This window comes from Azospirillum thermophilum (assembly GCF_003130795.1).
Taxonomy (GTDB): Bacteria; Pseudomonadota; Alphaproteobacteria; order Azospirillales; family Azospirillaceae; genus Azospirillum; species Azospirillum thermophilum.
Map to the genome: position 1 here is coordinate 488,108 of NZ_CP029354.1, position 21,648 is coordinate 509,755.

21 protein-coding genes are annotated in these 21,648 nt (G+C 72.6%); 8 read left to right on the top strand and 13 right to left on the bottom strand.

Annotated elements, in window-relative coordinates; genetic code table 11:
- Positions 1-9: 9 nt before the first annotated feature.
- A complete protein-coding gene (gene uraH / locus DEW08_RS20405; RefSeq protein ID WP_109330712.1) occupies positions 10-357 on the bottom strand; it encodes a hydroxyisourate hydrolase in 348 nt (115 codons plus the stop codon).
- Between the two features lie 215 nt (positions 358-572).
- Between uraH and puuE the strand changes: the two genes are divergently transcribed.
- Together puuE and uraD are read left to right on the top strand one after the other, a co-directional pair.
- A complete protein-coding gene (puuE, locus tag DEW08_RS20410; RefSeq protein ID WP_109330714.1) occupies positions 573-1,487 on the top strand; it encodes an allantoinase PuuE in 915 nt (304 codons plus the stop codon).
- 12 nt (positions 1,488-1,499) lie between these two features.
- Positions 1,500-2,024 (top strand): 2-oxo-4-hydroxy-4-carboxy-5-ureidoimidazoline decarboxylase, encoded by a 525-nt coding sequence (gene uraD, locus DEW08_RS20415; protein ID WP_109330716.1) that lies wholly within the window; start codon positions 1,500-1,502, stop codon positions 2,022-2,024.
- A 9-nt stretch (positions 2,025-2,033) separates the two neighbouring features.
- On the opposite strand, the gene DEW08_RS20420 is transcribed toward uraD, so the two are convergent.
- Together DEW08_RS20420 and DEW08_RS20425 are read right to left on the bottom strand one after the other, a co-directional pair.
- Positions 2,034-3,413, bottom strand: a complete 1,380-nt coding sequence (locus tag DEW08_RS20420; RefSeq protein ID WP_109330718.1) for a hypothetical protein — start codon at positions 3,411-3,413, stop codon at positions 2,034-2,036.
- On the bottom strand, positions 3,410-4,516 hold the full coding sequence (locus DEW08_RS20425) for a hypothetical protein (protein ID WP_109330721.1): 1,107 nt from the start codon (positions 4,514-4,516) through the stop codon (positions 3,410-3,412). The genes DEW08_RS20420 and DEW08_RS20425 overlap by 4 nt, the downstream gene beginning before the upstream one ends.
- A 482-nt stretch (positions 4,517-4,998) precedes the next feature.
- Between DEW08_RS20425 and DEW08_RS20430 the strand changes: the two genes are divergently transcribed.
- The 3 genes from DEW08_RS20430 (at position 4,999) to DEW08_RS20440 (ending at position 7,011) form a co-directional block, all read left to right on the top strand.
- Complete coding sequence (locus DEW08_RS20430; RefSeq protein ID WP_109330723.1) at positions 4,999-5,403, top strand: 6,7-dimethyl-8-ribityllumazine synthase; 405 nt, start codon at positions 4,999-5,001, stop codon at positions 5,401-5,403.
- Between the two features lie 93 nt (positions 5,404-5,496).
- Positions 5,497-5,799 (top strand): ribbon-helix-helix domain-containing protein, encoded by a 303-nt coding sequence (locus tag DEW08_RS20435; protein WP_168220446.1) that lies wholly within the window; start codon positions 5,497-5,499, stop codon positions 5,797-5,799.
- 276 nt (positions 5,800-6,075) lie between these two features.
- On the top strand, positions 6,076-7,011 hold the full coding sequence (locus DEW08_RS20440; protein WP_109330728.1) for a nuclease: 936 nt from the start codon (positions 6,076-6,078) through the stop codon (positions 7,009-7,011).
- 39 nt (positions 7,012-7,050) lie between these two features.
- Here DEW08_RS20440 and DEW08_RS20445 read toward each other — a convergent pair whose 3' ends face one another.
- Together DEW08_RS20445 and DEW08_RS20450 are read right to left on the bottom strand one after the other, a co-directional pair.
- Positions 7,051-7,692, bottom strand: a complete 642-nt coding sequence (locus tag DEW08_RS20445) for a GNAT family N-acetyltransferase (protein ID WP_109330730.1) — start codon at positions 7,690-7,692, stop codon at positions 7,051-7,053.
- Positions 7,693-8,072: 380 nt separating this feature from the next.
- Positions 8,073-9,293 (bottom strand): benzoate/H(+) symporter BenE family transporter, encoded by a 1,221-nt coding sequence (locus tag DEW08_RS20450; protein ID WP_181449459.1) that lies wholly within the window; start codon positions 9,291-9,293, stop codon positions 8,073-8,075.
- Positions 9,294-9,434: 141 nt separating this feature from the next.
- Here DEW08_RS20450 and DEW08_RS20455 point away from each other — a divergent pair, with 141 nt between their 5' ends.
- Positions 9,435-10,121, top strand: a complete 687-nt coding sequence (locus DEW08_RS20455) for a GntR family transcriptional regulator (protein ID WP_109330954.1) — start codon at positions 9,435-9,437, stop codon at positions 10,119-10,121.
- A 15-nt stretch (positions 10,122-10,136) separates the two neighbouring features.
- Here DEW08_RS20455 and DEW08_RS20460 read toward each other — a convergent pair whose 3' ends face one another.
- Positions 10,137-12,227: a PAS domain-containing hybrid sensor histidine kinase/response regulator gene (locus tag DEW08_RS20460; protein WP_109330732.1), complete on the bottom strand. Its 2,091-nt coding sequence runs from the start codon at positions 12,225-12,227 to the stop codon at positions 10,137-10,139.
- A gap of 196 nt (positions 12,228-12,423) precedes the next feature.
- Between DEW08_RS20460 and DEW08_RS20465 the strand changes: the two genes are divergently transcribed.
- Positions 12,424-13,638 carry an MFS transporter gene (locus DEW08_RS20465; protein WP_109330734.1) on the top strand — a complete coding sequence of 405 codons (1,215 nt, stop codon included), beginning with the start codon at positions 12,424-12,426 and terminating at the stop codon, positions 13,636-13,638.
- Positions 13,639-13,647: 9 nt separating this feature from the next.
- Here the strand turns inward: DEW08_RS20465 and DEW08_RS20470 are convergent, their stop codons facing one another.
- The 5 genes from DEW08_RS20470 to DEW08_RS20485 all read right to left on the bottom strand — a co-directional run bounded on the left by DEW08_RS20470 (position 13,648) and on the right by DEW08_RS20485 (position 17,523).
- Entirely contained in the window at positions 13,648-13,902 is a 255-nt protein-coding gene (locus DEW08_RS20470) for a hypothetical protein (protein ID WP_109330736.1), read from the bottom strand.
- Positions 13,903-14,042: 140 nt separating this feature from the next.
- Positions 14,043-15,689, bottom strand: a complete 1,647-nt coding sequence (locus DEW08_RS20475) for an EAL domain-containing protein (RefSeq protein ID WP_109330738.1) — start codon at positions 15,687-15,689, stop codon at positions 14,043-14,045.
- A gap of 350 nt (positions 15,690-16,039) precedes the next feature.
- Entirely contained in the window at positions 16,040-16,768 is a 729-nt protein-coding gene (locus DEW08_RS20480) for a zinc-binding dehydrogenase (RefSeq protein ID WP_342760780.1), read from the bottom strand.
- Complete coding sequence (locus DEW08_RS33560) at positions 16,705-17,028, bottom strand: alcohol dehydrogenase catalytic domain-containing protein (protein ID WP_342760781.1); 324 nt, start codon at positions 17,026-17,028, stop codon at positions 16,705-16,707. The genes DEW08_RS20480 and DEW08_RS33560 overlap by 64 nt, the downstream gene beginning before the upstream one ends.
- An 81-nt stretch (positions 17,029-17,109) precedes the next feature.
- Entirely contained in the window at positions 17,110-17,523 is a 414-nt protein-coding gene (locus DEW08_RS20485; protein WP_109330740.1) for a DUF1636 domain-containing protein, read from the bottom strand.
- Positions 17,524-17,816: 293 nt separating this feature from the next.
- Between DEW08_RS20485 and DEW08_RS20490 the strand changes: the two genes are divergently transcribed.
- Positions 17,817-19,382 carry a L,D-transpeptidase family protein gene (locus tag DEW08_RS20490; RefSeq protein WP_211107248.1) on the top strand — a complete coding sequence of 522 codons (1,566 nt, stop codon included), beginning with the start codon at positions 17,817-17,819 and terminating at the stop codon, positions 19,380-19,382.
- A gap of 2 nt (positions 19,383-19,384) precedes the next feature.
- Here DEW08_RS20490 and DEW08_RS20495 read toward each other — a convergent pair whose 3' ends face one another.
- Together DEW08_RS20495 and DEW08_RS20500 are read right to left on the bottom strand one after the other, a co-directional pair.
- Positions 19,385-20,860 carry an ATP-binding protein gene (locus DEW08_RS20495; RefSeq protein ID WP_245986723.1) on the bottom strand — a complete coding sequence of 492 codons (1,476 nt, stop codon included), beginning with the start codon at positions 20,858-20,860 and terminating at the stop codon, positions 19,385-19,387.
- 5 nt (positions 20,861-20,865) lie between these two features.
- Positions 20,866-21,603, bottom strand: coding sequence for a response regulator (locus DEW08_RS20500; RefSeq protein ID WP_109330742.1), 738 nt, complete (start codon positions 21,601-21,603; stop codon positions 20,866-20,868).
- Positions 21,604-21,648 lie beyond the last annotated feature (45 nt).

Below are 21,648 nucleotides of genomic sequence, written 5' to 3' on the forward strand. Positions count from 1 at the left end.
GACGGCGGCTCAGCTTCCCCGGTAGGTCGAGAAGGCCCAGGGGGAGACCAGCAGGGGCACGTGGTAGTGCTGGGCGGGGTCGGCGATGCCGAAGCGGATCGGCACCTCCTCCAGGAAGGCGATGCCGTCGCCGGTGACGCCGCGGGCGCGGAAGTAGTCGCCGACGGCGAACAGCAGCTCATAGCGCCCGGCCGCGAAGGCCTCGCCCTCCAGGGCCGGCGCGTCGAGCCGCCCGTCCGCGTTGGTGACGAAGCGGCCGAGCACGGCGCCGCCGTCGAGCGAGGTCAGGGTGATGCGCAGGCCGGCGGCGGGACGGCCGGCGGCGATGTCGAGAACGTGGGTCGTCAGGCGGCCCATGATGCATGCCCCATGGCGGAATTCCCCTTCGGGCCGGATTTCCTCTTGCGGCCAAAGGCTTGGCCTCGGGAAACCGGGAGCGTACCCCGTCCGCGCCAGGATGGCGACCCCTGAAAAACCGGAAACTGTCTGAACCGCCCGGCCCGTTGATGCCAAGGCACGCTTTGGCTAGCGTTGCGCAAGGCAGTCCGGCCCCGGCCCTGGGAGATTCCTCGATGACCGCATCCTACCCGCGCGACATGATCGGCTATGGCGCCACCCCGCCGCAGGCCAACTGGCCGGGGGGCGCGCGGGTGGCGGTGCAGTTCGTCATCAACTACGAGGAGGGCGGCGAGAACTGCGTCCTGCACGGCGACGCCGCCTCGGAAGCCTTCCTGTCGGAGATCGTCGGCGCCCAGCCGATCCCCGGCGCCCGCCACATGAACATGGAGTCGATCTACGAGTACGGCTCGCGCGTCGGCTTCTGGCGGCTGCACCGGATGTTCACCGAGCGGCAGATGCCGGTGACCGTCTACGGCGTCGCCATGGCGCTGGAGCGCAACCCGGCGGCGGTCGAGGCGATGCTGGCCGCCGGCTGGGAGATCGCCACCCACGGCTGGCGCTGGATCGACTACCAGCACCTGCCGGCGGAGGTGGAGCGCGAGCACATGATGCGCGCCATCGAGGTCCACACCGCCGTCACCGGCAGCCGGCCGCTCGGCTGGTATCTCGGCCGCTGCAGCCCCAACACCTGGCGGCTGGTCGCCGAGGAGGGCGGCTTCGTCTACAACGCCGACTCCTACGCCGACGAGCTGCCCTACTGGGACCTCAGCCACGGCCGCCCGCAGCTCATCGTGCCCTACACGCTGGACGCCAACGACATGCGCTTCGCCACGTCGCAGGGCTTCAACTCCGGCGACCAGTTCTTCGCCTACCTGAAGGACAGCTTCGACCTGCTCTATGCGGAGGGGGCGACGCAGCCCCGGATGCTGTCGGTCGGGCTGCATTGCCGGCTGGTCGGGCGTCCGGGACGCGCCGCGGCGCTGGCCCGCTTCCTCGACTATGTGCGCGGCCACGACAAGGTGTGGGTGGCCACCCGCCTCGACATCGCCCGCCACTGGATCGCCAGCCACCCGGCCCCGGCCGCCTGAGGAGCCCCGCCCATGCCCGACCGCCCCGCCCACGGCCTCGACGCCGTCAACGCGATGGACCGCGCCGCCTTCGTCGCCGCCTTCGGCGCGGTCTACGAGGACAGCCCCTGGGTGGCGGAGGCGGCCTGGGAGGCCCGACCCTTCGCCGACGCCGCGGCCCTGCGGGCGGCGCTGGCCGGGGCGGTGCGGACGGCGGGACGGGAGCGGCAGCGCGCCCTGATCCTCGCCCATCCCGACCTGGCCGACCGCAAGGCGCGGGCGGCCAACCTGACCGCCTTCTCGCAGACCGAGCAGGCCCGCGCCGGGCTGGACGAGCTGACCGGGGCGGAGGCGGAGGAGCAGCGCGCCCTGAACCGCGCCTATCGGGCGCGCTTCGGCTTCCCCTTCATCATGGCGGTGCGCCACAGCACCAAGCAGCAGATCCTGCAGGCGATGCGCGAGCGCGTCGCCAACGAGCCGGAGGCGGAGTTCGCCCGCGCCCTGCAGGAGATCGACCGCATCGCCGGCTACCGGCTGGAGGAGCTGGTCGCGGGGTGAGCGGCGCCCCTACTCCTCCATGTCCATCTCGCCGATGGTGGCGAGGATGGCCTGGCGGAGCTGCTCCGCCTTGGCCGGGCCGGCGACCAGCTCCAGCAGGCGCAGCGCGTAGAACAGGTTCAGCTCCGCCGCGTCCGCCGCGTCGCGGCTGCCGGCACTGCGGGGATAGTCGTCCAGCAGGGCCTGGGCGCGCCGGGCGAGGTCGCCGGTCATCGCCTTGACCGTGTCGTCCAGCGGCTTCTGCAGCCCCAGCGACTCCGCCAGCGCCTCGCAGCGGCGAAGCGCGCGGGCGTGGTCCTCGGCGGCGGACTGCGCCTCCTCGTCCACCACGGGGACGCCCGCCCCGGCCGGCGGCGGCACGGCGGCGAGGATGCCGCCGGGGGCGGTGTCGAGCACGGAGGCCGAGACCATGTCGCGCACCGCCGCCTTCACGGCGTCCAGCCGCTCGCGGTACATCGGCTCGGCCAGCAGGTCCATGACGGCGTTGGTGGTGTCGACGCTGGCGATCAGCCGCTCGGCGATGGCGATGGCCGCCTCCGGCGAGGCCACGGCGTCCGACGTGCCGGGGTCGAAGCGGGCGGTGCGCTCCTCCAGATTGCTCACCACCAGACCGCTCAGTTGCGCGAACAGCACCGGCTGCTCCTTCCTTGCCCGCCCGAGGTCGAGGTCGTGCAGCACCGTCAGCAGGTCGGCCGGGGTGGCGAGACGGGAGGCCGCGACCAGCAGCACGTAATAGACCGCGCTCGTCGCCTGCCGCGCCGCCGCCTGGGCGGCCTGCTCGATCGCCGCGATGTGCGGCGGCTCCAGCACCGGCACCAGCTTGGGCGACAGGTCGGCCTTCAGCGATTCCAGGACCGGCCCGACCTCCAGGAAGGCGGCGACGTCCAGCGCCTGCCGCCACAGCGCCTCGTCGCCCTGGAAGCGGCGCCACATCAACTGGCGGCCGGCGTCCCGCTGCAGGGCGCCGCGCAGCGCCTCGGCGGCCATCGGCCACAGCTTGCGCCCGACATTGGCCGCCCCGTTGCGGCTGCCGGGCGGCATCTCGCGCACCTGGCGGTCGAACTGGTCGAAGGCGTGGGGGTCCATCGCCTCCCTGACGGTGTCCCAGACCGGCTCGATCACCCGCCGCTCGATCCGGCCGAGCGGCACGTCCACCCCGCCGAAGGTCTCCAGCACGTCCTCGAAGGGCATGCACAGCACGCGTTTCAGCGTCAGGCGGCGGTCCGGGCGGACCTGGACCAGCCGCGGCCGGATGCGGTCGAGCGTCTGGCGGATGTCCGGATGGTCGCGCACCCGCTCCAGCAGCCGCACCACCTCGGCGAACTTCTCGTCCGGAATGTCGAACAGCCGGCCCTCCAGCCCGGGGAGGAGATCGTCCGGCCGGCTCATGCGGCGCGCGCCTTGACCGTCTCGATCCGCCGGATCGCCTCCAGATCCATGCGGCCGGTGCGCCAGTCCTCCAGCATGCGGACGGAGCGGCGGTGGACGGCCTGCAGCTTCTGCGCCTCGCCGTTCAGGTCGCGGCTGGATTCCTCGCGCGGGACCAGCGGGATGATGCGGAACAGCTCGTGCACCGTCAGGGTCTGCTGCTGGCGGTCCTGCGCCAGCGAGGCGTCCCAGGCGTTGATCACATAGTCCCAGCCGTCGAGCAGCCAGGACATGCGGATGGCGTGGCTCCGCACCTCCGCCAGCTCGCCGTCCCAGTGCCGCATCAGACGGCCCATGGCGTCGATGCGGCCGTGGAACGCCTTCAGCACGCCGTCGCCGATGTCGATGGTGTGCTGCGCCACCTCCGCGCAGAAGCTGGCGACCGGCGAGGCGTCGCTGTAGGTCTCCTTCGCCCACTCGTCGACCGAATCGCGGAAGCCCTTCAGCTCGTTGAACACGCGCAGCAGCCGGCCCGGCTTGGGCGACTGGTAGAGCCCGACCGGGGCCACCACCTCCGCCAGCTCCGACAGACGGGCGTACAGCACCGACGGCGCCAGCCGCAGGCTGGTCGCGGCGCGCGTCATCAGGTCGCGCGTGCGCCGCTGCCCCTCGTCGGTGTCGAGGTCGGTGGCCAGCATGTCGGGCGAGGTCATGCCCGCCGCCTTCAGGATGGCGAGGATCAGCAGGTAGTTGGTCAGGGTCCGCTGCTCGTCGTCCTCCTCCAGCGCCGCGCGGGCGGCCTGGGCGGCCTTCGGCCCGGCGAGGCCGCGGCGGGCGACCTTCATCGTCACCCGGCGGATCTCGTGCGGCGAGCAGGCGTCCTCCTTCACGATCAGCTCGTGCAGGTAGCGGTCGTGCATGGTCATCGGCACCATGTCCGGCACCGCCTTCCACGGCACGACATAGATGCCGAGCCCCTCGGACAGGCTGGGGATCAGCACCTCCAGCCGGGAGCGCTCGCCCTTGCGGACCCGCGTCTGCGACAGCAGAGGGGTGGTGAAGGCCACGGCGGCCCCCCGCTCCTCGAAGGTCGACGGCGCGTATTCGATGGTCCCCTTCAACATCCGTCCGGTCCTGGCACGGTCCTGGCCCGCCCCCGGCAGCGGGACCGGCCGACAGCCGCAGTTTGTTTAGACATGGATTATCCAACAGGCGCGGCAAGACCGGTTGCATGAAATTGTTCCAAATTGCATCAAGCTGAGACAGGGCGACGCGGCGTGTTCCCTCCCGCGTCCCGCCGGCGATAGACGCCGCACCTTCCTGGCGATACCGCCACTGCCGCCTCCCTTCCGGTTTCTAGGACTGGTAATGCCCATCCGGCAGGCAAGCCGATACGAAATCATGCAGAAGCCGGGCGGCAGCTCTTGAACCTTTGATTTCTTCTATAGGTGCGCGAAGTATCGATTTTCCGGCGCCGCGCGAACTTTCCGTCCGCCGTCCGCCTTGCCCCTTGCGCTTTGCCGCCGGGGGCGACACCCTGTGCGCCGCCGGACGTTCCGGCAGGCAAACAGGGCCAACCGGTTCCAGATCGAGGGAGTGGCAGAGGGTGAACACCATCGGCATCGTGCTCGGGCGCTTTCATCGGCGCGAGGTGGAGGAGATGCTGGACGAGGCCCGCGCCGTCGCGGCGCGCCGCCAGATCGGCATCGTGGCCGAGGTGTGGGTCCCCGGCTCCATGGAAAAGCCGCTGGCGATCAAGCGGCTGCTGCAGCGCCCGGACGTCGGCGGCGCGGTGGCGCTGGGCATCATCGAGCGCGGCGAGACCGAGCACGGCAACGTCATGGGCCATGCCGTGATCGGCAGCCTGATCAACCTGCAGCTCGAATTCATGAAGCCGGTCGGCGTCGGCATCCTCGGCCCGGGGATCAATCCGTCGCAGATCCCGCCGCGCATCCGCCCCTATGCCGCCGCCGCGGTCGAGGCGGTGGCCGAAATGTTCGCCACGGCATAACGACCCCTCACCACGCGTTGCGGTGTGAAGCAGTTCACTGCGCGCAAGCCTCCGCATGCACATCCTGATGTGCAGCAAGCGATGGAGGCAGCCTTGGAATTCCGCAACGTGAGGGTCAATGGCCGGCGCACCAGCATGCGTCTGGAGACGCAGATCTGGGACGCGCTCGAGGATATCGCCCGCCGCGAGGGAACGGATCTCAACGGCCTGCTGACGCACCTCGACATGCGTCGCGGCAAGTCGTCCCTGGCCAGCGCGGCGCGGCTCTACACGCTGGCCTATTACCGCGCGGCGGCGGAGCAGTCCTTCCCGACCGACTTCGAGCGGCCGGCCCCGATCTTCCGGCCCCAGGGCGCCGGCCACCCCCACCCCCACCCCCATGTCCACGCCGCGTAGGCGGGCACGGATGGTCGGGCGGCCGGGAGCGTCCGCGAGCGGCAGTGGCCGGCCTGCCGCTTTTGCGCGTGCCTCCTTGTCATCACGCCGTCATCTGCGCACCCTACAGTAGGTCCGGGAACATTACCGGCAAGCCCCGCAAATGGGCGGCGAACCAGAACAGCACCCGGAGACGCCCCGGCAAGTCATGCCCAGGACGATCCGGCGACGGCGAGGCCGGTCCCGCCGGTCATACATCCGTATGACGCGGCAATTCCTTGACGGGAGGGGGCGACCATGCCGTTCCGGGTCATCGCAGGGACATTCCAGGCCGTGAACTACTCGCCGGACGGGGATTCCCTCCGGTTCCGCCCCAACGACCCGGAGCTGCTCGGCAGCCTGTCCGGACCGCGCGCCCGGATCAACCGCCGCGGCGACGTCCAGCTCCGCATCGAGGCGATCGACACGCTGGAGACCCACTATTCCGCGGCCGGCGGCGGGACCTTCGGCCAGCCGAAGGACCTCGCCAGGGCCGCCCGTGCCCGTCTGCTGGAGTTCGCCGGCATCACCGACGTCCGGTGGGACCGCAGCGACATGAACGTCGTCGCGGCCCGCGACGGGACCGCAGGCCACATCGTCAGCCGCGCCGTCGACAAGTTCGGCCGCCCCATCGCCTTCGTCTTCGCCGGCGACCCGCCGGAGCAGGACGGCAGCGACCTCTTCCTGGACGTCGCCCGGCTGCGCGAGAGCTACAACCATCTGGCCCTGGCCGAGGGGCTGGCCTACCCGACCTTCTACACGGGCCTGTTCGCCGACCTGCGCGACGCGCTGACCGCGGCGACGCGGCAGGCGCGGGCGGCGCGTCTCGGCATCCATGACCGGGACGTCACCACGGCGGGGTTCGATGCGACCTCCCTGTCGGCGGTGACGGACGAGGCGGTCATCATGCCCAAGCTGTTCCGCCGCATCGTCGAGCATATGGTCGGCCTGGGCACCGCCGTGGGCTTCAAGGACAGCCTGGAAGCCTCGCACGAGCCGGTCCTCGACCTCGCGACGTCCAACTTCACGCATTTCGACAGCTTCGTCGAGCAGGAGCCGGGATCGACCCGGATCCGCCTGACCCGCGAGCCGGAACAGCTCGTCTTCGACGCCATGCCGCAGCGTCCGGCCAACCACTTCGCCGCCCTGCTGTCGGATACCCCGCTCCTGGACGGCGAGCCGCTGCCGGCCTGACCGCCCGTCCGACCGCCCGTCCGACCGGACCAAGCGCCGCTACTGCAGCGGCGGCCCGGCCGTCGCCAGGGCCTCCGCCCGGCGTCGTCCGGGGAAATGGCGCGTCGGCGCCCCACGGCCGTCGTGATGGCCGAGGCTGCGGCCGGTCCGGTGGGCGAGCGACAGCAGGCTGCCGGCCTCGTCCCCGGCGATCCAGCCCGTGCCGGCGTCCAGCGCCAGTTCCAGGATGTCGTCGCCGTCGCCGGCGACCAGGCCGGTCTCGTCGAAGCCGGCACGCAGATAGAGCGCGCGGGCCTTGTCGTTGCCCGGCGTCACCTGCAGCCGGATGCGGCGGCAGCCCTCGCGGTTGGCGAGATGGGTCAGGATGGCGCGGAAGGCGGCCTTGCCGTAGCCGCGGCCCTGCCGGCGGCGGTCCAGCAGGAAATAGCTGAGCCACCAGCAGCTGCGGTCCCGCAGGTCGCGGGTCACCACGAAGAAGCCGACCTTCTCGCCGCCGGCCTGCAGGACGAAGCCCAGCCGGTCGCGGTGCGCGGCCAGCTCGTCGGCGATGTCCGGCAGCGGAACGAACCAGTCGAGCTGGTGCTCCTCGATTTCGAACTGAAGCAGGTCGGACGGGGACTGGAGTTTCGCGAAGACGAGATCCGGGGTTTTGTCGGCCCCCGGGGCCGTGACGGTAGGCATGGGACTCCGCTTGGGAGGACAGGACAGGAGAGGAACCGTTGGCCGCGCGGCATCGCGTCGCGGGGCCGATCCGCCGTCAGGGGCGGACGCGCGGGTTCATCTGCCGGAACCGGACCGATCCGGGCGGAAGGCCCTCCGGGGGGACGATGACGGGCTCATGGGCAGGCGAAGGGCGGCAGGGTCGATCCTGTGCCGCAGCGATGTGAGGGGGTCGCCAGCCGGACGGAAACCTCCGGCACCCTTGTCGGTCCTATCGGCGCCGCCGACCGGGAGGATCGCGGCGCTGCCTCTGCTGAGGCGGGTGGGCATGAAGCACGCTGTGCAGTTTCACCTTCCCGGAAGATGGGGCGGCGGGCGGCGGGCGAAAAGAGGGGGGCGGCTCAATTCGCCGCCGCGGCGGGCCGCAGAGCGAAGCTCCGGCTATGCAGAAAATGCATGACTCCGCCGAGCACCAGCCCCCAGAACGCAGAGCCGATGCCGAAGAAGGACAGGCCCGACGCGGTGACCAGCAGCGTCACCATGGCCGGTCCCCGCGCCTCCTCCTGCTGGACGGCGCCCATCAGCGCACCGCCGAAGGCGCCGATCAGGGCAAGGCCGGCGACCGCCTCGATCAGGACGGGGGGCGAGTGGATGACCAGCGTCGCCGTCACCCCGGCCAGCCCCGCCAGCAGCACGTAACCGACCCCCGCGGTGGCCGCCGCCTGCCAGCGCCGCTCCGGCCGCGGATCGGCGTCGGCACCGGCGCACAGCGCCGCGGTGATGGCCGCCAGATTGATGGTCGGCGCGCCGAAGGGGGCGGCCAGCGCCGACACCGCCCCGGTCAGCAGGAAGATGCCGCGCACCGGCGGCTCGTAGCCGTAGGTCGCCAGCACCGTCAGGCCGGGGATGTTCTGCGAGGCCATGGTGACGATGAACAGCGGCAGCGCGATGCCGACCACCGCCTCCCAGGTGAAGACGGGGGTGACGACCGCGAGGTCCGGCAGCGCCATGCCGGAGACGGCCGCGCCGCCGCTGCCGTCCAGCGCCATGGCGGCGAGCGCCACCACGACCGCCGCCGGCACGGCGTAGAGCTTGGCGACGCGCCCGACCAGCACCCAGGTGGCCAGCAGAAGAAGAAGCACCCCCGGCGCCTTGCCCATGGCGAGGAAGGGGGCGAGGCACAGCTTCATCAGGATGCCCGCCAGCATGGCGCTCGCCAGCGGCTTGGGGATCGCCATCACCCAGCGGCCGAGCGGGGTCCACAGCCCCGCCACCATGATCAGCAGCCCGACCAGGACGAAGGCGCCGACCGCCGCCGGGAAGCCCCCGGCGACCGGCCCGGTGGCGGCGAGCAGGGCGAGGCCCGGCGTCGTCCACACGATGCTGACCGGCATCCGCGTGCGCCAGGACAGCCAGAGCGCCGGCAGCCCCATCGCCACCCCCAGCGCCAGCAGCCCGGAGGCGAGCTGCCGCGGATCGGCCCCGACCCCGGCCAGCCCCTGCACCACCACGGCGACGGAGCTGGCATAGCCGACGAGGGCGGCGATCACGCCGGTGGACATCGCCTGGACCGACAGGCCGCCGGCCGGCGGCGCGGACGAGGGAGGGATGGAGCTGCTCATGGGCGCGACCCTGCTGCGCGGGGTGATGGACATTGTTCGTCCACCCTCTTATATTGGATCCAATATCCGCGCAACCCTTCAGTGAACACCCCTGCCCAGGGAACACGTCCTGCAGCGAGGCCCTTTCCGGTGAAGCCAGCCGTGCCGACGACCAAGCCCTTCGACCTCGCCCCGGTGATCGAGCGGGTGCGCCCGCGCTTCCGCACGGCCACCGAGTTCGTCGAGGCGGTGCTGCGCGAGGCGATCCTCAACGGCACCATCCCGGCCGGCGCGCCGCTGCGGCAGGAGGATCTGGCCGCCCTGTTCGGCATGAGCCGGATGCCGGTCCGCGAGGCGCTGCGCCAGTTGGAGGCGCGGGCGCTGGTCGAGTTCCATCCCCACCGCGGCGCGGTGGCGGCGGAGATCTCGGCGGAGGATTCGGCCGACATCGGCGCCATCCGCGCGGCGCTGGAGCCGGCGGCGCTGCGCCTGTCCCTGCCCCATCTCGGCGCGGAGGATTTCGCGCTGGCCGGGGAGCTGCTGGCCGAGATGGACAGCGTCGACGATCCCGGCCGGCTGGGGGAGCTGAACCGCCGCTTCCACATGACGCTCTACGCGCGGGCGGACAAGCCGCGGCTGCTGGGGCTGGTGGAGCAGCATCTGGCGGCGGCGGACCGCTACCTGCGCTTCCAGTGCGGGGCGCTCGGCTACAACCCGCGCTCCCAGGACGACCACCGCACCCTGCTGGCCGCCTGCCGCGCCGGCGACGCCGACGCCGCCTGCGCCGCCGTGGTGCAGCACATCGAACGGGCCGGCGAACAGCTCACCGCCTTCCTGCGGGGGCGGTGAGGGGCGCCCCCCTCCTCAGGCCGGTCCGAACAGCCGGCCCAGCGCCTGGCTCAACTGCCGCGGGGTGACCGGCTTGTGGATGATGCCCAGGCCATGGGCGGCGGCGTCGCGTTCGCAGTCCGGGCCGGTCTCGCCGGTCAGGATGACGCCGGGGATCGCCTCCTCGTACAGGTCGCGGATGCGCGAGACGGCCTCGGTGCCGAAGCGGCCGTCGCGCAGGCGGTAGTCGGCCACCACGATGTCCGGGCGCTTGCTGGCCTTGCGCAGCCCGTCCAGCGCCCGGTCGGTGGAGCCGGCGACCAGTACCTCGTAGCCCCACTCCTTGAAGATGGTCTCCAGCCCCAGCAGCACGATGGCGTCGTCGTCCACCAGCACGGCGAAGCGGCCGACGCCGGGCGCCTGGGCGGCGGCGGCGGGCTCGGCGCGGGCCGGGCGCTCGCCCAGCGGCAGCTCGATGCCGAAGCAGGCGCCGCGGCCGACGGCCGAGCGCACCTCCACCGGATGGTCGAGCAGGCCGGACAGCCGCTTGACGATCGCGAGCCCGAGGCCGAGGCCGCGGTTGCGGTCGCGTTCCTGGTTGCCGACCTGATGGAACTCCTCCCAGATGCGGTCGAGATGGTCGGGCGGGATGCCGATGCCGGTGTCGCGCACCTCGATGCGCAACCGCCCGCCGGCAGAGTGCCCGCCGGAAGACCCCTCGGCAATGCACCGGGCCTCCACCTCGATGCGGCCGGCCTCGGTGTAGCGCAGCGCGTTCTCGATCAGGTTGCGCACCATGCGCGTCAGCAGGGTGCGGTCGCTGCGCACCGACACCGGCGGGCAGGAGACGAGCAGCAGAAGGCCCTTGGCCGCGGCGACCGGCTGGTAGGCGGCGGCGATGTGCTCCATCAGCGGGCGGATCGGGAAATCCTCGATCACCGGTTCGACGATGTCGGCGTCCAGCCGCGAGATGTCGAGCAGGCTGTCCAGCAGGTCCTTCAGCGCGTCGAGGCCGCGGCCGAGATGGGTCAGCGCGTTGTGCCCGCGCGGCCCGATCACGTGCGGCTTCAGCACGTCGACGAACAGCAGCAGCGATTGCAGCGGCTGGCGCAGGTCGTGGCTGGCCGCGGCGAGGAATTTCGACTTGGCGAGGTTGGCGCGCTCCGCCTCCTCCTTGGCGCGCAGCAGGGCCTGCTGGGCGGTGCGCCGCTCGGTGACGTCGCGGAAGTAGACGGCGAGGCCGGTGCCGCCGGGGCCGCTGGGATGGATGCGCGCCTCGATCCACTGCTGCAGGATGGGCGACAGCGTCTCCACCGTCACCGGCCGGCGCTCGCGCGCCGCGGTCAGGTGGGCCTCGAAGGCCTCGCTGCCGACGATCTGGGGGAAAATCTCCGGATAGATGCGGCCCAGCAGATCCTCGCGCCGCCTGCCCCACAGCTCTTCCGCCTTGTGGTTGACGTAGGTGAAGCGGAACTCGTGGTCCACCGCGTAGAAGGCGTCGCTGGTGCTCTCCAGGATCTCCACCGTGCGGGCGTGCGAGGCGCGCGCCGCCTCCTCGCTCTCGCGCTCGCGGCTGAGGTCGCGCAGGATGCAGAGGAAGCCTTCCATGTCCTCGTCGCGCAGCGGCACCAGCGTGGCGGCGCCCCAGAACCGGCTGCCGTCGCGGCGCTGGTACCAGCGTTCCTCCCGGCAGTGGCCGGCGGCGAGCGCCGCCTCGACCGCGCGGGCAGGCCGGCCGGCGGCGCGGTCCTCGGGCGGGTAGATGACCTCCAGGTGCAGGCCGCGGATGGCCTCGGCCTCCCAGCCCAGGATGCGGCCGGCGCCGGGGTTCCAACTCGTCAGCCGGCCCTGGCGGTCGACGGTCAGGATGGCATGGTCGGTCGCGCTGTTGAACACCGCGCGCAGCCGGCGCTCGCTCTCGGCAAGGGCGCGGCGGCTCTCCTCCAGGTCGCCGTTGACGGCGCGCAGGTCGTCGTTCAGCGCCCTGACGGTCAGCCCGTCGTCCTCCCGTTCCGCCAGCGTCGCCCGCAGCGCCGCGTTCTCGGCCTCCAGCGCCTCTATCCTCTGCAGAAGGGCGGCCGTTCCGGCGGCTGTCTGTGGATCGGACGTCTTCTGCGGGTCGGTCATCGGTGGTGGCGGGAAAGAGGGCGGCCTTTAACACTGCACAACCAATGGGCGTCGTGTAAACCGGCCCAAAGGTGCAGGATCGTCCGGTTTCTCCCCTCCCGGCTGCACGAAAGACATCCATAAGTATGACCATGGCGGTAGTCGCCGCCCGTCGAAAGTGCATTGACCCGGCAGCGGGGCCGTGGATGCTGTCCCGATGACCGCGCCGCCCGCCCCCCGCTTTCCCCTGTGGCTGTTCCTGCTGTGCGCCAGCCGGTTCGGCGCCTCGCTCGCCTTCATGATGTATGCCGGCGCGCTCGCCCCGGTGATGCGGGCGTGGGAGCTGTCGGCCGGGCAGGCGGGATCGGTGCAGACCGCCTTCAACCTCGCCTACGCGCTGTCGCTGGTTCTGTCCTCCTGGCTGGCCGACACGGCGGGGGCGAAGCGGGTGTTCCTGTGGTCGGGCTGGCTGACCGGGGCGGCGGGCATCGCCTTCGCGCTGTTCGCCCGCTCCTACGGCAGCGGGCTGGCGCTGTTCGCCCTGCTGGGGCTGGCGCAGGGCGGCACCTACGGCACGGCGATCATGCTGGTGGCGCAGGGGGTGCCGCCGGCCCGGCGCGGCGCGGCGGTGGGCTGGCTGCTGGCCGCCGGCTCGCTCGGCTATTTCGCCTCCATCGCGCTGGCCGCCGGCCTGGGGGAGGCGCTGGGCTACCGGGCCGCCTTCCTCGCCTGTGCCGCCGGCCCGGTGGCGGCGGCGCTGGCGGCGAGCGTCGCGCTGCGCGGCCGCCCCAACCTGACGAGCTTGCGCAGCCCGCGCGGCCGGGGCGCCTCGCTGCGCGTCCTCGCCGACCGCCGCTCCGCCCTGCTGACCGCCGGCTACACCGCCCATTGCTGGGAGCTGCTGGGCATGTGGGCCTGGCTGCCCGCCTTCCTCGGCATGGCGCTGGCGGGGAGCGGCGCGGCCGTCCAGGGGTTGTGGATCGCCGCCGCCATCCACCTGTCCGGCTGCCTCTCCTCCTTCACCATGGGGCGGGCGTCGGACCGGCTGGGGCGGCGGGCGGTGCTGGCCGCCATGGGGTTGCTGGGGGCCGCCTGCTCCTTCACCATCGGCTGGACGCTGGGCGGACCGATCGGGCTGGTGCTGGCGCTGGGCGCCCTCTACGGCTTCTCGGCACTGGGCGATTCGCCGGTGCTGTCCACCGCGATGACGGAATCGGTGGAGCCCGGCAGCCTGGGGGCGGCGCTGGCGGTGCGCTCCATCCTCGGCTTCGGGGCCGGCGGGCTGGCGCCGCTCGCGGTCGGGCTGGTGCTCGACGCGGCGGGGCGGGACGCCGCCGGCTGGGGCTGGAGCTTCGCCCTGCTCGGCGTCGGCGGAGCGCTGGCGACGCTTGCGGCGCTGCTGCTGCCGGCCGACCGCCCGAAGCCCGGGTGACGCGCCCGGTCAGTCGGCGCCCAGCAGCCGGTCCGGATCCGCCAGGGCTGCCGAACGAGAGGCCGAACGAGAGGCCGAACCAGCGGCCGGCCGCGGCGCCGGCAGGTCGCTCAGCATCGCCTCCAGCGGCAGCTCCTTCGGCGCATCGCTGCCCGGCACCGGCCGGTGGGCGTCGATCACCGCCAGCAGGGTCAGCAGGGCCAGCAGCAGGGCGACGGACTCCAGCCAGGGGAATGGCTGCGGGGCGGAGCCGGTCCTCAACATCGCGGGAACCTCCTGTGGCGGGGCGGCGGCGGTCGCCTCTGCCCATCGGCGTGTGCCCACCAGCTTGCCTGCCGCGGCAAAGCGTCACAAGCTGGATTCGCCGCAGCCTGCCTTCGCCTCCCGCGAAGGCTGCGCCCGCTTCAGGCCGGGCGCCGGCCGTCCTGGGCGGCGCGGCGCCGGGCGACGGCCGCCGCCGGGTTCGGCGGCTGGTAGTCCGGCGCGTCGGCCGGCCGGCCGAAGAAATAGCCCTGCGCCAGCTCGAACCCCCAGGCGGCGAGCTGGGCCGCCTGGTCGCCGGTCTCCACCATCTCGGCGATCACCTGGACGCGCACCTCGCGGCACAGCCCGACCATCGCCCGCAGGATGGCGTCGTCGCGCGGGCTGCCGCCCAGCCGCTTCACGTAGCTGCCGTCGATCTTCACGAAATCGACCGGCAGCGCCTGGATATAGGGGAAGGACGCCGCCCCCGCCCCGAAATCGTCGAGGCAGATGCGGTGCCCGGACCGGCGGAACTCCTCCAGGATGCGGGCGGCGCGCGGCAGGTCGGACAGGCCCGTGGATTCCGTGATCTCCACCAGCAGGCGCGAGCGCAGCGTCGGGTCGCGCGCCACCAGCCGCTGGAAGGAAGCGACGAACAGGTCGCTGCCCAGCGAGGCGGCCGACATGTTGACGGCGATCTGCAGGGACGGGTCGCCGCGGGCGGCGGCCAGCAGCTCCAGCGCCTTCTCGCAGACCAGCAGGTCGACGTCGTGGACGATGCCGAGCTGCTCGGCGAAGGCGATGGTCGGGCCGGGCGCGCCGCCGGGAAAGCGGGCCAGCGCCTCGTAATGGTGCAGGCCGCGCGTGGCGAGCGAGACGATCGGCTGGAACTGCAGCCGCAGCCGGTCGTCCGACAGGGTGCTGCGCAGCGTCGTCACCCGCGACACCGTCTGGTCCACCAGCATCCTCACCGCGTCATGCATGGTGGCGACGTCGAAGGAGACCGCGTCCTCGGCGAAGCTCTTCACCGTGAACATCAGGACGCGGCCGGCATCCTCCGCGCTCAGCCCCGGCGGCTCCATGTCCAGCGTCAGGTTGTCGGCCCGCAGCCGCGGCCCCTGCGGGTCGAGCTGCGCGCCCGACGCCGTGATCTCCGCCGCCAGCGTCGCGCCGTTGACCCCGGCGCCGTGGACCACCCCGAACCGGTCCTCGCCCAGCCGGGTCGCCATGGTGTCGTCGGTGGCGTGCAGGCGCAGCAGCGCCCCGACCTCCGCCAGAAGCCGCATCGTCAGGTCGGGGCCGAGCCGCGACTTCACCTCGCCGAAATCGGCGATCTTGAGCAGGGTGAGCTTCGGCGCGCCCATCTGCACGTCCAGCCCGAACCGCTCGCCGAGCTTCATCTGGAAGGTCTCGGCGTCCAGCAGCCCGGTCTCCTGGTCGCGCGCCAGCATGGAGGCCGGCACCGCGCTGCCGGCGCGGGTCAGGGTCAGCTGCACGTTGGGCGAGCGGCCGAGCCGGTAGCCGGACAGCATGGCCCGCACCCCGGTCAGCCCGCTGTGCAGCGTGACCGCCCGCGGCTCCAGCCGCATGTTGGCCCCGATGGTGTGCAGCAGGCGGCGCACCAGCCCGCGGTCGCACGGCGCGATCAGCATGTCGAGCGACTGGCCCAGCACCTCCTCCTCGCGCAGGCCGAGCAGGCTGTGCAGCGCCCCGGCGGCGAAGCCGATCATGCCGCGCCCGTCCACCTCGACCAACACGTCCGCGTTGGCGAAGGCAAAGCCGAGGAAGCGGGCGACGTCCGTCGTCATAAGGGTGGGCACCGGGGCGGGCGGAGAGCGAAAGCGCCCCCACTCTCGGGCGGCAAAGGTTAACGAAACATTACCCGTAGGGTTTCTATCCACAAATTCGTAGTAGTGGCCGATCGCCCAGGCTGTCCGGACGAGGACTGCACGGGGGAAATTCTGCGGTTCGACTGCCGGCGACTGCGGCGAACCGGCGCAGGAGGGCAACTCCACTCGCCGCGGACGGTGCAAGGACGAACGGGAGAGGAACAGGCGGGGCGCATGGCCGGAAGGGGAGAGACTCGGGAGGGCACGCCTGCCGGCGTCCGTCCCTGTCCCCTCCCCCGCCCGCCGGGCGGCGCCGGATCTCCGGATCGTCAGATCTTCAGCACCACGCGGCCGCGGATCCGGCCGGCCAGGATCTTCGCGGCGAGGTCGGGCAGCGCCTCGAAGGGCTGCACCTCGTACATCGCCGCGAGCGTCCGCGGGTCGAGGTCGCGGGCCAGCCGCTCCCACGCGGCGGTGCGGCGTCCGGCCGGCGCCATGACGGAATCGATGCCGATCAGCGTGACGCTGCGCAGGATGTGCGGCAGCACGGTGCCCGGCAGGTCCGACGAGCCCGCCAGTCCGCAGGCGGCGATGGCGCCGCCCCAGACGGTCTGCGACAGGGCGTTGACCAGCGTGAGGCCGCCGACCGAATCCACGCCGCCGGCCCAGCGTTCCTTCTGCAGCGGCGGCCCCTTCTCCAGCAGGGCGGCTCGGTCGATGAAGCCGGTGGCGCCGAGGCCGCGGAGATACTCGTGGGTCTCCGGCCGCCCGGTCGAGGCGGTGACCGGATAGCCCGCCCTGGCCAGCAGGGCGACGGCGACCGATCCGACGCCGCCGGCCGCCCCGGTGACCAGCACCTCCTTGCCGCCGGGGGCGATGGTCCCCCATTTCACCAGCGCCTCGACGCAGAGCGACGCGGTATAGCCGGCGGTGCCGATGCCCATGGCCTGCTCCAGCGAGAAGGCGTCGGGCAGCCGGGTCAGCCATTCCGGCTTCACCCGCTGGAAGCGGCCGTAGCCACCCCACTGCGTCTCCGACAGGCCCCAGCCGTTGACCACCACCCGGTCGCCGGGCTTCCAGTCGGGGAGCGGGACTCGACCACGGTGCCGGACAGGTCGATGCCGGCGACCATCGGCAGCTTGCGGGCGATCCGGCCCTTGCCGGTGACCGCCAGCCCGTCCTTGTAGTTGACGGTGGAATAGGCGACCTCGACCAGCACGTCATGGTCCGGCAGATCGGCGAGCGTCAGGCTCCTGAAGCCGCCCTTGGGCTTGCCGTCGACGTCCTCGATCACGAATGCGGTGAAGCTCTCGGTCATGGCGCTTGCCTTCTTCAGTGCCCGTTGGTTCCGTGCCCGCCGGCGCGAGGGGAAAACGCTAGGACCGCGCGCCGCCGCCTGTCAAAGGCTCGATGGCGGGGGCAGCGGCTGGGGCAGCGGCTGGGGAAGCGGCGGGATGCGCGCGACGAAGCGGCCCCTGACGCCGGACGGCCACTCGCGGAAGGGAACCTGGCCGTCGCCGGTGCGCAGGTAGGCGCGCAGATAGGCCGTCAGCGTCTCGACCGAGGATTCATCCGCCGGCAGGTCGCCCAGCACATAGCCCATGCGGCCGGGACCGCGGACATGCACCGCGCAGGCGCGCTTGCAGCTCATCAGGCAGCGGATGGTGGAAAGCCGGACGGCGGACAGCTCGGGATCGGCGGCGAAGGCCTCCCGCACCTTCTCCGCCAGGAGGGCACCCGGCCGCGGCTCCCCCTCCGCGCCGGGCGGGCCGGAGGGGCGGCAGGTCTCGCACAGGATCAGCTCGACGGTCATTGCGGCGCTTTCGCTGGGAACGACGGGCCAATCAGCTAGGCGGCGGACGCCCTCCGGTCAATGGCGGGCGCCGCGCAGACCGGGGTTGCGGGGCCGGTCCGGGAGTAATCCGGCGCATCCGGGCGTCCCGGGACCGGCGGGACGGGCTCTCCTTCCCTGCGGCGCGCGATGCACGGCTGCAACAGCCGCGCGAACAGCCCAGGTGACACCAAATGTCGCTTGCACCGCAGCGACTCGTGGTCGAAGGATAGCCCGACTCGAGATTCCCGGTTACCGTCGCGGCATAAGGTCCCATGCAGACCCTCACGCATTCCATCCTCGGACGTACTGCTTCCATCGGGCGTGCGGGCTGCCTCATCGGCATTCTGCTGGCGGTCCCGCTGCACGCCCCGCTGGCGGCGGCCCAGCCGGGGACGCAGGCCGCGGGCGGTCTGCCGGCCGCCGGACCGAGCAATCCCGAGCCGGCGAAGAAGCACGCCCCCACACCCCCCGCCCCCGCAACCCCCGCCGCCGCGCGGCCGGCGCCGCTGGCCGGCGGGCCGGGGCTGATCGCCGCCTGGGCGGCGCGGCTCGACCAGCGCGCGGCGGAGATCGAGGCGGCGCCCAAGGTCAAGGCGACCCGCGTCGGCTACGGCACCGTCCTGAAGAAGGGCGACGGCGGGATGATCGAGATGGTTGTGCCGCCGGTCGAGGTGCCGCCGCCCGGCGCCGCCCCGGCGGCCGGCGAGCCCTCGCCGCTCGCCGACGTCCTCGCCGCCGTCCCGGTGGAGCCGGCGCCGCCGGCCGTCATCAGCGTGCGCTCGCCGCTGGCCGACCGCGTCGGCCGGGTGGCGACCCGCCTGATCGAGCTGGGCTACCTGCAGCCCGACCAGTGGACCGACAGCTTCGACGACCGCGTCGAGACGGCGGTGCGCGCCTTCCAGATCGTCGAGGGGCTGCAGCCCGACGGCAAGGTGGGCGAGGTGACCCGCCAGGCGCTCGACCGCACCCCGGCCCAGGCGGTCGCCATGATGCGCCGCGCCGCCGCCGCCATGCGTTCGGCGCAGCAGGCCATGCCCGACACCGTCGTGCTGGTGAACCTGCCGAGCCAGACCGTCACCTATGTGGAGCGCGGCAAGCCGGCCTTCGCCATGCGCGCCGTGGTCGGCCGCCCCTCGCGCAAGACCCCGCTGCTGCAGGACCGCATCACCAGCGTCACCATCAACCCGACCTGGACGGTGCCGCCCACCGTCCTGACCGAGGACAAGCTGCCGGTCCTGCGCAAGAAGGGCAACACGGGCATCAAGAACGCCATCGTCTATCTCGACGGCAGCCCGGTGGTGCCGGAGACGGTGAACTGGTGGTCGGTCGATCCCGGCCGCATCCGCATCGTGCAGAAGCCGGGCGACGACAACGCGCTGGGCCGCTTCCGCTTCAACCTGACCAACGGCGACGGCATCTTCCTGCACGGCACCAACGACCCGCGCCTGTTCGACCGCGACCTGCGGGCGGCCAGCTCCGGCTGCGTGCGGCTGGCCGACGCGCGGCTGATGGCCGACACGCTGCTGTCCGCCGCCAAGCTCAACCCCGCCTCGATCACCCAGCAGCTCGACAGCGGCGAGACGAAGACGGTCCGGCTGCCGAACGCCATCCCCGTGCGCTTCGTCTACTGGACCGCCTCGGTCGACACCGACGGGACGGTGCGCGTGCATCCGGACATCTACGACGAGCCGCCCGCCCCCGCCCCGGCCACCACCCCGGCGGCCTCCCGGCCCAAGCCGGCCTCGCAGCTTCCGCCGCAGCCGGCGCCGGTTCCCGGCACGCCGCCGATGCGCACCGTGTCGGACCAGCCGGCCGCCCCGGCGCCGGCCCGGATGTAACCCTACAGAAGGCGGGGCAGCGTCACCCGGACGCGCAGGCCGCCGCGCAGGCAATTCGACATCTCGATGCGGCCCTGGTGCGCGTCGATGATCGACTTGACGATGGCGAGGCCGAGGCCGCTGCCGCCGGTCTGGCGGTTGCGCGACGGCTCCAGCCGGACGAAGGGCTTCATCACGTCGGCCATGCGGTCCTCCGGGATGCCGGGGCCGTCGTCGACGATCTCGACCACCACCTCGTGGCTGTCGGCATGGACCGACACGGCGGCCCACACCCCGTACTTCACCGCATTCTCGATCAGGTTGGCGAAGGCCCGGCGCAGGCTGCGCGGCCGGCCGCGCAGCAGCAGCGGGCGGTACTGCTCGAAGCTGACGCGCCCGCCGGCCCCGCCGAACACCGTCCGCACGGTCTCGAACTCCAGCGGCGCCGGGGCGGCGAAATCGACCGGCATCCCCATGTCGGCGTAATCGTCGCACAGGCTCTGCAGCAGGCTGGAGAAGGAGACGACCTCCACCTCCTCCCGCATCACGTCCTCGACCAGGAAATCGAGGATCGAGGTGATCATCTCCTGCATGTCGTCGAGGTCGGACAGGAACTTGGCGCGCAGCGCCTCGTCGTCGATGAACTCCGTGCGCAGCCGCAGCCGCGTCACCGGCGAGCGCAGGTCGTGCGAGATGGCGGCGAGCAGCCGGGTGCGCCCCTCCAGCATGTCGCACAGCGCGACGCGCGTCTGGTGCATGGTGTCGGCCAGCGCCGCGACCTCCTGCGGACCCTGGCGCGGCAGCGGCTCGGGCTTCAGCGGGTCGCTGGAGCGGGCGACCGCCTCGGCCAGCCGCTCCACCGGGCGGGCGAGCAGCCCGGCGGACCACAGCGCCAGCGCCAGCGCCGCCCCCATCAGCGCCGCCACCGTCAGGCCGATCTCCACCGGCGTGGCGCGGGCCCGCCAGTAGCGCGGGCTGGACAGCTCCAGCCAGCTTCCGTCCGACAGCTCGAACATCAGCCGGGCCGGCCGCAGCTCGCGCGCCAGCGCGGTGGACAGGGCGGCCAGCCCGGTCTCCAGGTCGCCGTCGCGCGGCAGCGGCGCCGTGAAGCCCTGCACCGTCCCGCCATCCACCGCCACGAGGGCGGAGCGCGGCCCGCCCTCCCCCGCCAGCGGCACCGGCAGGCTGCGCCAGCGCTTCGGCACGCCGGGCTCCGGGCCGGGCTGCCAGCGGGCCTGCAGCGCCTCGCCGTCGGTCGCCGGCAGGGCCGCCACCACCGGCCCGCCGGTGGCGAGCGCCCGCTCGCAGTCGCGCAGGATGCGGGCGATCTGCGGGCCGAGCCGGTCGGCGGTCAGCAGGTCGGCCTGGCGCCGGCCGAGATGGTCGGCCCCCGCCAGCATGGCGGCGAAGACCAGCAGCAGCACGGCGGCGGCGACCGCGGCGATCCGGTAGCGCAGGCGCCGCGGCAGCAGCGCGTCGGCGAGCGCGCCCGCCGCCACGCCGGTCAGCGCCTCTGCCCGGCGGAGGGGGCGGCCAGCGTCTCCTCCACCGGGACGGTGAACTGGTAGCCGAAGCCGCGCACCGTCTTGATCAGCTGCTCGCCGTTGCCGCTGACCTCCAGCTTGCGGCGCAGCCGGCTGACCTGGATGTCGATGCTGCGGTCGAAGGCCGACACGCTGTCCTTGCGCTGGGCCAGCAGCTCCTCCCGCCCGATCGCCCGCTGCGGGTTCCTGAGGAAGGTGCTCAGCAGGTCGAACTCGCCGGAGCTGAGATGCACCACCACCCCGTCGGGCGAGCGCAGCTCGCGCTGGCCCTCGTCGAGCAGCCAGCCGGCGAAGCGCAGCAGCTTCGGCCGCACCGTCGCCTCGGCATGGGTGGTCCGCCGCAGGACCGAGCGGATGCGCGCCAGCAGCTCGCGCGGGCTGAAGGGCTTCACCAGATAGTCGTCGGCGCCGACCTCCAGCCCGACGATGCGGTCCACCTCGCTGTTGACCGCCGTCAGCATGATGACGGGGATGTCCGACTTGGTGCGCAGCGTGCGGCACAGGCTGGTCCCGTCCTCGCCCGGCAGCATGACGTCCAGGATGATCAGGTCGATCACCCGCTGGTTGAGGACGTTGAACATGGCGACGCCGTCGCCGGCGGTGGAGACGCGGAAGCCGTTCTTGATCAGGAAATCGTGGAGCAGGTCGAGCAGCTCGCGGTCGTCGTCGACGACCAGGATATGACGGTCCCTTTCCATGCTGCGCGCCCTCTCCCGCCAGCGTCACCGCGACAACCGACGCCG